At 55.8% G+C, this 12,357-nt stretch carries 10 protein-coding genes; 4 read left to right on the forward strand and 6 right to left on the reverse strand.

All coding sequences use genetic code 11. The annotated features are described in order from the left end of the window. Positions 1-88: 88 nt before the first annotated feature. Positions 89-2,080: an excinuclease ABC subunit UvrB gene (gene uvrB / locus CHH67_RS19445; protein WP_095266993.1), complete on the reverse strand. Its 1,992-nt coding sequence runs from the start codon at positions 2,078-2,080 to the stop codon at positions 89-91. A gap of 214 nt (positions 2,081-2,294) precedes the next feature. Here uvrB and CHH67_RS19450 point away from each other — a divergent pair, with 214 nt between their 5' ends. Then, on the forward strand, positions 2,295-3,089 hold the full coding sequence (locus CHH67_RS19450; RefSeq protein ID WP_095266995.1) for a flagellar motor protein: 795 nt from the start codon (positions 2,295-2,297) through the stop codon (positions 3,087-3,089). Further along, on the forward strand, positions 3,073-3,870 hold the full coding sequence (locus CHH67_RS19455; protein WP_095266997.1) for a flagellar motor protein MotB: 798 nt from the start codon (positions 3,073-3,075) through the stop codon (positions 3,868-3,870). The genes CHH67_RS19450 and CHH67_RS19455 overlap by 17 nt, the downstream gene beginning before the upstream one ends. Before the next feature lie 125 nt (positions 3,871-3,995). Here CHH67_RS19455 and CHH67_RS19460 read toward each other — a convergent pair whose 3' ends face one another. Genes CHH67_RS19460 through CHH67_RS19470 form a run of 3 tightly spaced genes read right to left on the reverse strand, consistent with a single transcriptional unit; the run spans position 3,996 to position 7,303 of the window. Further along, entirely contained in the window at positions 3,996-5,156 is a 1,161-nt protein-coding gene (locus tag CHH67_RS19460) for an ABC transporter permease (RefSeq protein ID WP_095266999.1), read from the reverse strand. Next, positions 5,149-6,324 (reverse strand): ABC transporter permease, encoded by a 1,176-nt coding sequence (locus tag CHH67_RS19465; protein WP_095267001.1) that lies wholly within the window; start codon positions 6,322-6,324, stop codon positions 5,149-5,151. Before CHH67_RS19465 ends, CHH67_RS19460 begins: the two co-directional genes overlap by 8 nt. A gap of 40 nt (positions 6,325-6,364) precedes the next feature. Beyond that, entirely contained in the window at positions 6,365-7,303 is a 939-nt protein-coding gene (locus CHH67_RS19470) for an ABC transporter ATP-binding protein (RefSeq protein ID WP_095267003.1), read from the reverse strand. 172 nt (positions 7,304-7,475) lie between these two features. On the opposite strand from CHH67_RS19470, the gene CHH67_RS19475 reads away from it, so the two are divergent. Further along, the gene (locus tag CHH67_RS19475; RefSeq protein WP_095267005.1) at positions 7,476-8,636 is read left to right on the forward strand and encodes a sensor histidine kinase; all 1,161 of its coding nucleotides are present in this window, start codon (positions 7,476-7,478) and stop codon (positions 8,634-8,636) included. A 27-nt stretch (positions 8,637-8,663) separates the two neighbouring features. Then, the gene (locus CHH67_RS19480; protein ID WP_095267006.1) at positions 8,664-9,317 is read left to right on the forward strand and encodes a response regulator; all 654 of its coding nucleotides are present in this window, start codon (positions 8,664-8,666) and stop codon (positions 9,315-9,317) included. A gap of 86 nt (positions 9,318-9,403) precedes the next feature. Here CHH67_RS19480 and CHH67_RS19485 read toward each other — a convergent pair whose 3' ends face one another. Together CHH67_RS19485 and CHH67_RS19490 are read right to left on the reverse strand one after the other, a co-directional pair. Beyond that, on the reverse strand, positions 9,404-10,735 hold the full coding sequence (locus CHH67_RS19485; protein ID WP_095267120.1) for a PDZ domain-containing protein: 1,332 nt from the start codon (positions 10,733-10,735) through the stop codon (positions 9,404-9,406). A 122-nt stretch (positions 10,736-10,857) separates the two neighbouring features. Then, positions 10,858-12,342 carry a S41 family peptidase gene (locus tag CHH67_RS19490; RefSeq protein ID WP_095267121.1) on the reverse strand — a complete coding sequence of 495 codons (1,485 nt, stop codon included), beginning with the start codon at positions 12,340-12,342 and terminating at the stop codon, positions 10,858-10,860. Between the last annotated feature and the right edge of the window lie 15 nt (positions 12,343-12,357).

Consider the following 12,357-nt stretch of genomic DNA (forward strand, 5'->3'; position numbering starts at 1 on the left):
CCCGATTGTGCTGCTTGCTTCAGGAGTTCAGGAGGCCCTCGCTTGGTCGCGAATGCCCTTCCCTCTCCGCAGACTCCCTATCGACAGACTATTCCGCCTGCAGCTCAAGCAGCGCATCGCGCAGCTCGGCGGCCCGCTCGAACTGGAGGTTCTTCGCCGCTTCCTTCATCTCCGCCTCCAGGCGATGAATCAGGTTCTTGCGCTCCTTCTTGGACATCTTGCCTGCGGCGTCCGTCAAGTAGTCGGCGCTGCTCTCGGCCACCTTCGTGGCCTCGATCACGTCGCGAATCTTCTTGCGGATCGTCTGCGGCGTGATGCCGTGCTTCTCATTGTACGCCATCTGGATGCTGCGGCGGCGTTCGGTCTCCTTGATTGCCCGATCCATCGATTCGGTGATCGTGTCACCGTACATGATCACCTTGCCCTCGGAGTTCCGGGCAGCCCGGCCGATCGTCTGGATGAGCGATCGTTCCGAACGCAGGAAGCCTTCCTTGTCGGCATCCAGAATCGCCACCAGCGATACCTCCGGCAGGTCAAGCCCTTCCCGCAGCAGGTTAATGCCGACCAGGACATGGAATGTGCCAAGCCGGAGATCCCGTAGAATCTGCATCCGCTCCAGTGTCTTGATGTCAGAGTGCATATACCGGACCTTGATGCCGACTTCCTTCAAATAATCGGTCAGGTCCTCAGCCATCTTCTTCGTCAACGTGGTGACCAGCACCCGCTCATCGCGATCGATGCGGTCATGGATCTCACCGATCAGATCATCGATCTGGCCCTCGGTCGGACGCACATCAATAATCGGATCAAGCAAACCGGTCGGACGAATGATCTGCTCTACCATCGTATCGCAGTGCTCAAGCTCGTAAGGCCCCGGCGTTGCCGATACGTAGATAATCTGCCTTACCTTCTCCTCGAACTCCTCAAACTTGAGCGGACGGTTGTCGAGCGCTGACGGCAGACGGAATCCGTGCTCCACCAGCACCGTCTTTCTCGCCCGGTCCCCGTTGTACATCGCCCGGATTTGCGGCAGCGTCACATGGGATTCGTCGACCACGATCAGCATGTCGTCAGGGAAATAGTCCAGCAGCGTATACGGGGTGGCTCCGCTTTCCCGGAAGGTGAGCGGCCCTGAATAGTTCTCGATACCGGAGCAGAAACCGACCTCTTTCATCATTTCGATGTCATAGCGTGTCCGCTGCTCCAGACGCTGGGCCTCGAGCAGCTTGCCTTGGGAGCGCAGCTCTTCCAGGCGCTCCTCCAGCTCACGTTCAATATTGACGAGCGCAGCACGCATCGTCTCCTCTCGCGTAACAAAGTGAGAGGCCGGGAAGATGGCGACATGCTCCCGCTCGCCAATCAGTTCGCCCGTCAGCACATCGATCTCGGTAATGCGTTCGATCTCATCGCCGAACAGCTCCACCCGAATCGCATGCTCGCCGTGGGAGGCCGGGAAAATCTCAACAACGTCTCCCCGTACCCGGAACGTGCCGCGGACAAAATTAATGTCGTTCCGCTGATACTGGATATCCACAAGCCGTGACAAAATCTGGTTTCGAGGCTTCTCCATCCCTACCCGCAGCGACAGCAGCAGCTCGCCGTATTCCCGCGGGGATCCCAAGCCGTATATGCACGATACGCTCGCCACAATGATAACGTCCCGGCGCTCAAACAAAGAGCTGGTCGCCGAGTGGCGCAGCTTATCGATCTCCTCGTTAATGCTGGAGTCCTTCTCGATATACGTATCCGAAGAAGGAATATACGCCTCCGGCTGATAGTAATCATAGTAGCTCACGAAATAGTCCACTGAATTGTTGGGGAAGAACTCCTTGAACTCGCTGGCCAGCTGTGCAGCCAGCGTCTTGTTATGCGCAATCACAAGCGTGGGGCGATTCACCTTGGCAATGGTTTGCGCGATCGTAAACGTCTTCCCCGTCCCTGTTGCTCCCAGCAGCGTCTGATGCTTTTTCCCTTGGCGCAGCCCTTCGACCAATGCGTCAATCGCAGCCGGCTGATCCCCTTGGGGCTGGAACTCCGACACGATTTCAAAGGATTTGGTACTGACAACAATATCGCTCATTGTCCCTATCACCCTCATCGTCTAAAATTAAGTAAGTCTAAAAGATATATCGAAATTTCCCGATGAAATAACTACCGGGAAATAGATCGCCTATGGTCCAGTAAATAAGAATATCTGTTCCCGTCCCATTATACCGCTAACGATTTTTGGTTGCAAACACTTTAATGAAGTTTTAATTTAATGGTTCATATTACAAAAGGAGATGAGACAGCGAATGGACATTACAATCATCATTGGCCTGCTTGCCGGTTTAGCCGCGCTGATCGGAGGATTTTTATGGGAAGGCGGACATATCGGCGGACTGCTGCAGGGAACGGCTGCGCTCATCGTTTTTGGAGGGACGCTGGCTGCGGTTGTCATCAGCTTCCCGTCCTCCCGTCTACGCACGATTCCAACCGCCCTGAAGCTGGCCTTCGGACGAGGCGGACGCTCCTCGGAGGATCTGATCGAAGCGATTGTCAGCATGTCTGTCATTGCCCGCCGGGACGGGCTGCTCGCGCTTGAACAGCGTGCAGCCGATGACGAGGACCCATTTCTCCAGGAAGGCATCCAAATGGTTATCGACGGCACAGATCCCGAAATGGCACGCCAAATCATGGAGCTGGAGATCCATGCAGCCGAGCAAAAGCATGAAGGCTATGCCAAAATATTCGAATCGGCAGGGGGCTATGCGCCAACGATGGGCATCATCGGGACGGTGATGGGGCTTATCCACGTCCTTGGCAGCCTCCAGGACCCAACCGGTCTTGGTCCCTCGATTGCCGTTGCATTTACCGCGACTTTGTACGGGGTTGCCAGTGCCAATATTATCTTTTTGCCCATTGCGTCCAAAATTAAAGCACGCGGCGAGGAAGAAATTCAGCGGATGGAGCTGGCGCTCGAAGGAATTCTCGCCATACAGAACGGGGAGCACCCGCTGATCGTCCGCAAAAAGCTCGCAGCCTTCACGAATAAGGACGCTGCTGTGTCTTCACATTCAAGGGGGATTTCGCATGAGACAGCCGAATAGACGACGGCGGCCTCTGAGGAAGGAAGGTGAAGGCGGACGCGACCGCTGGCTCATTACCTATGCGGATTTGATCACGCTGCTGCTGATCTTTTTTGTAGTCATGTATGCGATGAGCCAGCTCGATTCTGACAAATATCAGCTTGTCACACAGTCGCTGCAGGCCACCTTCCAGAGCGGGGACAGCATTCTGGAGATAGGCTCGGGCATCACGGGCAAAGCTGATACCGAGAAGCATAAAAATCCCGATGCTCCTCAAGCCGAACCGGAAGCGCCCGCCGAAGCCATGACGGAGCGCGAGCTGGCCTTCCGCGATCAGGAAAAGGCATTGTCCGACTTCATGGCCGTGATCGAACAATACGTCAAGGAGCATCAGCTGGAGGAAGACATCTTTATTGCGGACGAGCCTCGCGGCATCGCCATCACCTTAAGCGACCGCTTCCTGTTTGACACCGGTCACGCCGAGCTCAAGCCCGGGGCTGCGCCGGTCCTGACCAAGCTGGCCAGCCTCTTTGAGGGCCTCGATGCAGCGATCAGCATCGAAGGTCATACCGACAATGTGCCGGTCAGCCGCTGGTCGAGCTACAAGGATAACTGGGAGCTATCCGGTGCACGAGCGATGTCGGTGCTTCGTTACTTCATTGACGAGAGCGGGCTGGACCCTGCAGGCTTCCAGTATGCAGGCTATGCCGATACGCGGCCCGCAGCTGACAACGCTACTGATGAGGGCCGGAGAAAGAATCGGCGCGTTGAAATCACCGTGCTCAGACAGCTGCAGCAATAGCAGCGCAGCAGCCACATCCTAAATCCAAAGAGCGCCAGGAAGACAGATTGCCGTATCTGTCCACCTGGCGCTCTATTTTGCACGATTGGGTCCTTGGGGCACTGACAAGCCACTCAAGCCAGCCTTTAAGCCCGGCCGCCGGTACCGACCTCACTCGGGCGCAGCACCGCTGACCCGACCGTCAGCAAAATGACAGCCATCAGTCCAAGCACCGCCAAGGGCAGGCCGATATCGGCCAGCGAGCCGCCGGTCGCCCCGATCTCCACCGCTTCGATCGCCCATTTCTGCGGGATGAAATTGGCGATTTTCTGCATGAAATCCGGCATGATGGAGATCGGCCAGAAGCATCCGCCCAGCATGCTGGTGGGAGTAATAATCAGGGAGTTGATGAGCGCGGTATTTTTATCATTGCGGATCATCCCTGCAACCGTGGTTGCCAGGCCCAGCGACACCATCATAAAGGCGGTCAGGATCAGAAAATGAAGCCCAAACGGAATGCCGTAGTCATACCTCAGCACCGTTCTGCTCAGAAGCAGCACAACCATGACTTGCAGCGATCCGACGACGAGGCTGCCGAGGAAGTTGCCAAGCGCAATCTCGTACGCCCGCACCGGCGCTGTATAGATACGCGACATCGTCCGCTGCCTGCGGTCATCAACGATCAAGGTGACGACACTGGAGATAAGTCCCATCATGAACATCAACGTGAAGCCTGTGACATTCGCCAGACCTGGCCGCGAATATAGATGGAGATCCGTGGTTGCCGTATCGATGGTATACCGCTCCACCTGCCCCAGCACCTGCTCCAGCATCTGCATGCCGCCGGCTTCCTCCCCTGCTGTCCGAATGATCGAACCGGTGCCATGAAGACGCTTAATGGCCGATTCGACCGTCAGCCGTACCGAGGCTGCCCCTTCGGAGGCGGTCAGTTCATACAGCTTCACGCCTGGAACCTCCCCTTCGATCAGCCCTTGGCTAAGCCCGGAAGGAATCCGGATCCCGACAGTGCTTGTATTATGGAGTAAGCCGTCCCGGAGTTCAGCTTCAGATGCAGCCTCTTTCAGCACGTATTGATCATGCCTGGCAAGCTCCCGAATCACATACTGTCCGGCTGGGCCTTCATCATCGTTCACATAAGAGACGACAATGCCGACCGCCTTCGTTTGACCCAACAGCAGTACGGCAAGCGCGACTACGATACAGGGCATGACCAAATATACAACCCAGCCTTTTTTACGGCCCAGCGTACGTCTGACCATATTCCAGGCTATCGTTAAGCTATGCATGATACCCCACCTTCCGATACGTGATCGAGGCAACCGCGGTTAATCCGACGCAGACAGCAGCAAGCATGCCCATGCTGAATAGAATCTCGGAGCCGCTGCTGTGCAGCATGATCCGGAGCAAGCTCTGCATCGCCCAGAAATTCACGGTGACGGTGTTGATCTGCTGCACCCACTCGGCCGCAATCGGGGTAAATCCCCCGCTGACAAACGTCATCGCAATGATGACCGTCTGCATCACGCCCCGCGCTCCGGCAGCTGTCCTTGAGAACAATGTGACCACGACCGCCAGAGCCATCGAGCCCAGGGTAACCAGCATACAGACGAGAACGAGGAACAACGGTCTGTCGCCCCATTCCACCCCAAACAGCCACATGGAGCCAAGCACGATGACCACCGCCTGTATGACTGCAATCAGGCTGGCGCCAGTCAATTTCCCGATAAATATGCTGCTGCCGGGCACCGGGGCGCTTTGGAGACGGTACAGCGTCCGGCTGTCCTTCTCTTCAAACAAGCTGACACTGGCCATCAAGCCGGAGTATAACAGGAACATGACCAGCATAGACACCGAATAATACTGGGCAGCCGAGTAAGTCGCCCCCTGCTCGCTCATTTGTCCAACCTCCACGAAGGGGCCTGGTGCCGTTTCTCCGCCCGCTGCCAACCACGCTGACATGCTGTCCATCCCCAGGATGGCCGCATCTGCCATGCGGTGGTTGAGCTCCGCTGTATAACTTTTGAACACCGTGTCGGCAATCAAATTAAGCTCCCGGTCCTTGCCCGGCAGAAGCTCCAGCCTTGTCTCCTCCCCGCTGCTGATCCGCTGCTCCCAATCCTGCGGAATGATAACGGCATAATCCAGATCTCCGCTCCGCAGCTGCTTCTCAGCGGTTTCCATGTCCATCAGATAGGTCGGAACAAGCAGCTTCTCCACTTCCGGCGAGTCGATCACGGATTGCAGGCTTGCCGGCACCTCCCGGCCCGGACCCTCAGCTATTATTCCAACCCGGACCATCTGCTGCACATACTCCTGCCCGCCGCCAAAAAAGCCGGACAACGCATTTCCTAATATAAAAATTAAAAGGAGCGGCAGCAAAAATTGATTCATCAAAACAGACCGGCTTGTCGCCATTCTTCTCAGTTCAAACCAGGCGATCGCTGCGATTTTCATGTCAGGCTCTCCCTTCTCCATTCCCTTTTCAGCGCGGCCATCAGTCTCGAAGTGTTCGTCCCGTCAGACTGAGGAACAACGTTTCCAGTCCAGCCTCTTCACACTGTAGCGTCTGGAGGACGGCTTGATGCTTGCCGCATATATACAAAATATCCTGCAGTTCCTGCTGGGCGGACGGAAGATACACCTCGACCTGCTGCTCGCTCTGGATGACGCGAATGACCCGGTTATGCTCCGACAGCTCATGAATCAGCGCAGGCGTAATGCCCTCCATCGTCATGATGATTTTCTCCTCATGGCTCACGCGCTCCTTCAGCTCTGCCAGCGTTCCGAAGGCAATCACATGCCCCTGATCCATAATGGCTACCCGATCGCAGATCGCCGATACCTCTTCCATGTAATGGCTCGTATAGATGACGGTGGACCCCATCTCATTCAGCTTCTTGACGGAATCCAAAATATGATTGCGCGATTGCGGATCGATGCCGACGGTTGGCTCATCCATAATGATCAGCTTCGGATGATGCGTGATCGAGCAGGCGATATTGAGCCTTCTTTTCATCCCGCCGGAAAAGGTAGACGGCCGCTCCTTCGCGCGATCCTGAAGACCGACAAAAGCCAGTGCTTCCGCTACCCGCTCCTTCAGCAGCGCCCCGCGAAGCCCGTAAAGCTTGGCAAAAAAAGCGACATTATCCTGTGCCGTCATATCCTCATACAGGGCCAAATCCTGGGGAACCAGCCCGATCCTCTTCTTCACTTCCAGCGGACGCTCCTTCACGGAGATACCGTCCACATGGATGCTTCCCTGATCCATGTCCAGCAGACCGCAGATCATGTTGATCGATGTGCTCTTGCCGGCCCCGTTCGGCCCGAGCAGCCCCAGGATTTCACCTTGATCCACTCTGAGATTCAAATGGTCCACGGACAGCTTGCCGCCATATCGTTTCACAACATCCTTCATTTCAAGAAAGGGTGCCATCGTTATCCCACTCCATTCTTCCTGTCTCTGATATCTCGATTGTACCCCAGACCCCGTCAGGATAAAGGTAGATAAGGTCACCTTCATTGGTGACCAAAGTCACCCCCTCTGGGGCTCCCCCCTTGTGTTATAGTAAAGACAACGAGCTAAAGAACAAAAAGGCGGGTTGCATATGTCTCAGTCGCTCTCTATCCTCCGCTACGGGATGATTCTGCTGCCGGCGATCGCCGCCATCTATCTCAATCCGCTTGAGCATTACGGCGAGTACATGGTCTATGTTCTGTTGTTTCTTGCCATTGCCGTGCTCAGCCGCTATTTGCCCGGGGATGCCAGTCTGAAAGCAGCGATATTGCTGGAAATCGCATTGTCCTGGTGGCTGTGCCGCAACTATGGCTTTATGATGGCCTTCTTGTCCGTATCCAGCCTGTGCGCTTATCTTCCGTTATTCACGCGCACATATGGCTGGAGTCTGGCAGCACTTCATCTGATGCTGATCAACCATGCGCTGATGGACTCGGAACCGCTCATTAGGACAAGCGCCAACTTCTTATTTGTGCTTGTTCTCGTCTCTGTAAGCCTGATTCTGGAAGGGATGCGCAAGCAGGAGCATACGCTCCGCCTCTATGATGAGCTGAAGCAGGATCACTATCGGCAGGATGAAGCGGGCAAGCGACTCCTTCATTTCGCCCATCAGGTGGAAAGCGCCGCCCAGACCGCTGAGCGAACCCGCATTTCCCGACAGCTTCATGATGATATCGGCCACCGGCTGATCCGCGTTAAAATGATGACCGAAGCCGCCATTCAAGTCACGCCGGGCGATCCGGCCAAAGGGATGGAAATGCTGCATCAGATTCGGGATCAGCTCAGCCAGAGCATGGAGGAAATGCGCGCTGCCGTGAAACGGGTGAACCCGCGGCGCAGCCTGTCCGACGATTACGCTTTGGACCGGCTGCTTGAGGAGACGGAGAAGGAGACCGGGATAGATACGAATCTGCGGCTTCAAGGACTGCCTTACCCGCTATACCCCAGCCAGCATGTTGTGCTGTACAGAAACGCCAAGGAAGCGATCACCAATGCGATTCGTCATGGAGGCGCCAGTCAGGTGAACATTGTAATCCATTATGGCGAAGAGCATGTGCGAATGGAAGTTTCCAACAATGGTGAAACTGGCGACCACGCGGCTAGTTCGTCAAGCCCGATGAAGCAAGGGATGGGCATTCGGGGCATGAGGGAGCGGACCGAGCTGATCGGTGGCCTGCTTGAAATTCGCCGCACCCCGGTTTTCACGGTCATTACTCAGCTTCCTGTCTATCGCACAACCGATATGGTGTAAATCGATATAGAAAGGGCGTGACGGCGCTTGATTTCCGTTCTTATCGTAGACGATGATCCGTTCATTCGGGAAAGCCTGAAACTATTAATCGGCATGGATTCGGACATTGAGGTAACGGCTGTCGCCGGTCATGGAGAAGAGGCACTCGCACTGCTGGACAGCGGAGTGGCCGCTGATGTAATCCTGATGGACATCCGGATGCCGATCTGTGACGGCGTGGAGGGCACGCGTTTAATCCGGACGAAATACCCCGATAGTCGTGTGCTGATGCTGACCACCTTCGATGATGATGATTATATCGTCCAGGCGCTGCAGAACGGAGCCAGCGGCTATTTGCTGAAGAACATTCCGCCTGACCGGATCATCCAGGGGATCAAAACCGTGCATGATGGCAATATGCTGATTCATCCGGATATCGCACGCAAGCTGACAGGCATGCTTCGTCCGGCTGATCGGGTGCAGACAGACCCTTCGGTGCTCGAACGCTATGGACTCACACCCGCAGAACGAAACATCGCTTCCCTCATCGCGGACGGGCTATCCAACAAAGAAATTGCGGAGCGGCTGTTCTTGAGTGAAGGGACTGTCAAAAACTATGTCACCGACATCTTGAGCAAGCTGCAGCTGCGGGACCGAACCCAGATCGCCATATTTTATTTAAAACAGGTCGGCACGTCCTGACCAATGTACGCAAAATAAGCCTGCATTCTCTCTTCAAGCGTTCAAGAGAGAATGCAGGCTTATTCATTATCCGGTAACGATCAAATTTACAGATCTATCGATTTGTCCGCTTCGCTGTGGATCTTCCCTTTCCGTTTGCGGGAACTCGCGCCCTGCCTGCCGCCAACATGAAGCTTGTTGGCTATCAGCGCCACCAGGCTGATCGGCTTCAGCTCCACTGCGATCCCGTCATTCGGATCTGGCGCTACAATCGCCCCGAGCTGATGGTGCTCGCCGGCATAAATGGCCCGCTGCACAAATTTGCTCTCGCCTTCATGGTTCTGTACCTCCAGCTTGCAGAATGCCGGGTTCTGGCGGAGCGCGGCATGCAGCTGCTCCTTGCTGTGCACCAGCGTCCCGTTCACCTTCAGAATCGTCTCTCCCGCCAGCAGTCCAAGCTCGCTTGCCGGACTGTTCGGCAGCACAGCCAATATACGCAGCCCTTGAGCCGGATGCACGAAGACCGGGCTGCGCTGCTGTTCCTCATACCGGCTGTGCCACGTAAGGCCCTCATGCAGCACCAGGGCCGCCAGCGCCGCCACGAACATGACCGGGGACCACCACTCGGCCAGCAGGCTTAAAATGAGCACGATCGCCGCATAGACGACCATGCGCCGGGAGGTCACTCTCGCTTTCTCCTTCGGCAGCATGCTCTGTGTCATTTCGCCGAAGCCGATCATGGCCGGAAGCGCCAGCATCGTAAAGCCCCCGCTCCATGCATCCCCGCCAAAGAACGGCGTCCACGGCAGCATGCCGCCTCCCTCCGCAGCAGGGACAAGCAGGAATAGCGGCAGCGGCCAGAAGCTCTGCATATGATAGCCGCCAACCAGCTTTCCACGCTTACCTTCAAGAAACAGCGGCGTTGCAAAGCCCGCCCCCTGGATCATGATCAGCATCGCTTCGGCAAAATGCAGCACCGCCGACAAGGCCAGCAGCGACGGGATGTCCAGCCCGCGAATGGCCGAGACGGCCGCTTCAAGCCATAGCGGCTGAGGCTGCCAGCTGGGGAATAGACTTAGTGCCCCCTGGATCAGCCCCAGCAAGCCGATCGCGTACGCAAAACAAAGAAAACGTATGCGAAACAACATCAGAATGAGTGCAGTTATCCAGATGCACAGAATCGCTTCCAGACTCAGCGACACGCCCAGGAAGGCAACCACGATGGATACGGCCAGGCCAGCAGCCAAGCCGCCAAGCACCGTTCGCCAGGTTTGCCGGCCCCATGCATGGAGCCGCACATGGAACAGCTTCCGCTCCAGCAGCACCTGCCTTCGGTAGAACATCATGACAAACAAGATGGAGATATAATAAAAGGGCTGCGTCAGCAGCTGCAACCCTGCATCCGTCCAAAGCCACAACAATTGTATTGCCGTTTCCAACAGCATGCCACGCTCCTTTCCCAATGTCTGAACAAGCAAGCTATACATACCATGTCCGCGAATATCCCGCCCTTGCCTCGGATATTCCGGCAAGAAAAAAAGAAGGCTAAGTGCTAGCCTTCTTAATGTTTCGACGCCTTGGCCGCGATCTCCTTCCTGATCTCGGCAATCCCGCGATTCAATTGATTATCCTCTTTCGGATCGCGGATTTTCTCGATCAGCACAGTTTCCAGCGCTTCCGCTGTTGCACTGTTGATGACCCCGTCGGCCTCCAGCTTGTGTTTGCTTTGGAAGCTCTTCACTGCCTTTTCGGTCGTCTGGTCGAAATAACCATCCTTCCGTCCCGGCTCAAAGCCGATCGCTTCCAGCATAATCTGGGCACTCTTCACATCGTTGTTGTTCATATCGAATTTTAGGGTGTTCTTCTTGTCAATTGGCGCTACCGTGAAATATTCCGGCTGTTCCACTTTGATATCCGGCTCGATGCCATCCTCGTGAATCCACGATCCGTTTGGCGTCAGCCACTTGGCGATTGTCACCTTCAGCAGGCTTCCGTCCCCAAATGGTTTGTCAAAGCTCGTCTGGACCGTGCCTTTTCCGAAGGAATGCTCGCCGACCAGCACCGCGCCTGCCGATTGCTGCAGCGCACCGGCCAAAATTTCAGAGGCGCTTGCGCTGCCTTTATTCATCAGGACGGTAACCGGGTATGGCTTCGCGCTTCCGCCCGAGACATGCTTCTGTCTTTTCTGATCTTTATCTTCCACCTGCACGATCAGCTTGCCTTTCGGAACGAACTGCTCGGCAATGTCGATCACGACCGACAGAACCCCGCCCGGGTTGTTTCGGACATCAATGACCAAGCCTTCCATGCCTTGATCCTCGAGCTTCTTGAGCTCCTCTTTAAACCGTTTGCCGGTGTTTTCAGAGAACTGGGAAATCTCGATCACGCCGATTCCGTCAGCCTCCATGCGTGCGGACACCGTCTGCAAATCGACATCGTCCCGGACTATCACATATTCAATCGGCTGTTCCGATCCTGCCCGCTTGATTTGCAGCACGGCCTCGGAGCCTTTAGGCCCCCGGATTTTGGATACCGCTGTATTCAAGTCCAGTCCCTGCAGCGATTCGCCGTTCACCGACAAGATAATGTCCTTCGCACGAATGCCGGCCTTATCCGCCGGGGATCCCTTGATTGGGGACACGACCACCACATGGCCATCCTCGGAGGATACCTCCGCGCCGATGCCGCTGAACGAGCCGGAGATGCTGTCCTCAAACTGCTCTGCCGCAGCTTTGCCCATATAGTTCGAATACGGGTCCTCCAGCGCACCCATCATGCCGTTAATCGCACCGTCAATCAGCTTGGAACGGTCAACATCCTTGTAGTAATTCTGTTCAATCAGATCCAGAGCCACTTGCAGCTTCCTGGTCTCATCCTGATCGGCCTGGCCGCTCGCCTTCTGGCTCTCGGCAAGGCTGCTCGCGAGCAAGCCCTGGGCTTCTCCCGTCTGCTCCGTGCCGGCTAGCTCCGACACGACCATCGTAAACAGCCCGCCAAACAGCATGGCTGCGATGACCAGAAAGACAGCCGTCCTTTTTTTCAGCATGTATTTCACCGCCTT

It is taken from the genome of Paenibacillus campinasensis, from assembly GCF_002272015.1.
Classification (GTDB): domain Bacteria; phylum Bacillota; class Bacilli; order Paenibacillales; family Paenibacillaceae; genus Paenibacillus_AQ; species Paenibacillus_AQ campinasensis.

Coding starts and splice junctions, on each gene's coding strand:
- CHH67_RS19460 (WP_095266999.1), bottom strand. CDS start 5,156: ATGCATAGCTTAACGATAGCCTGGAATATGGTCAGACGTACGCTGGGC.
- uvrB (WP_095266993.1), bottom strand. CDS start 2,080: ATGAGCGATATTGTTGTCAGTACCAAATCCTTTGAAATCGTGTCGGAG.
- CHH67_RS19465 (WP_095267001.1), bottom strand. CDS start 6,324: ATGAAAATCGCAGCGATCGCCTGGTTTGAACTGAGAAGAATGGCGACA.
- CHH67_RS19455 (WP_095266997.1), top strand. CDS start 3,073: ATGAGACAGCCGAATAGACGACGGCGGCCTCTGAGGAAGGAAGGTGAA.
- CHH67_RS19450 (WP_095266995.1), top strand. CDS start 2,295: ATGGACATTACAATCATCATTGGCCTGCTTGCCGGTTTAGCCGCGCTG.
- CHH67_RS19490 (WP_095267121.1), bottom strand. CDS start 12,342: ATGCTGAAAAAAAGGACGGCTGTCTTTCTGGTCATCGCAGCCATGCTG.
- CHH67_RS19475 (WP_095267005.1), top strand. CDS start 7,476: ATGTCTCAGTCGCTCTCTATCCTCCGCTACGGGATGATTCTGCTGCCG.
- CHH67_RS19470 (WP_095267003.1), bottom strand. CDS start 7,303: ATGGCACCCTTTCTTGAAATGAAGGATGTTGTGAAACGATATGGCGGC.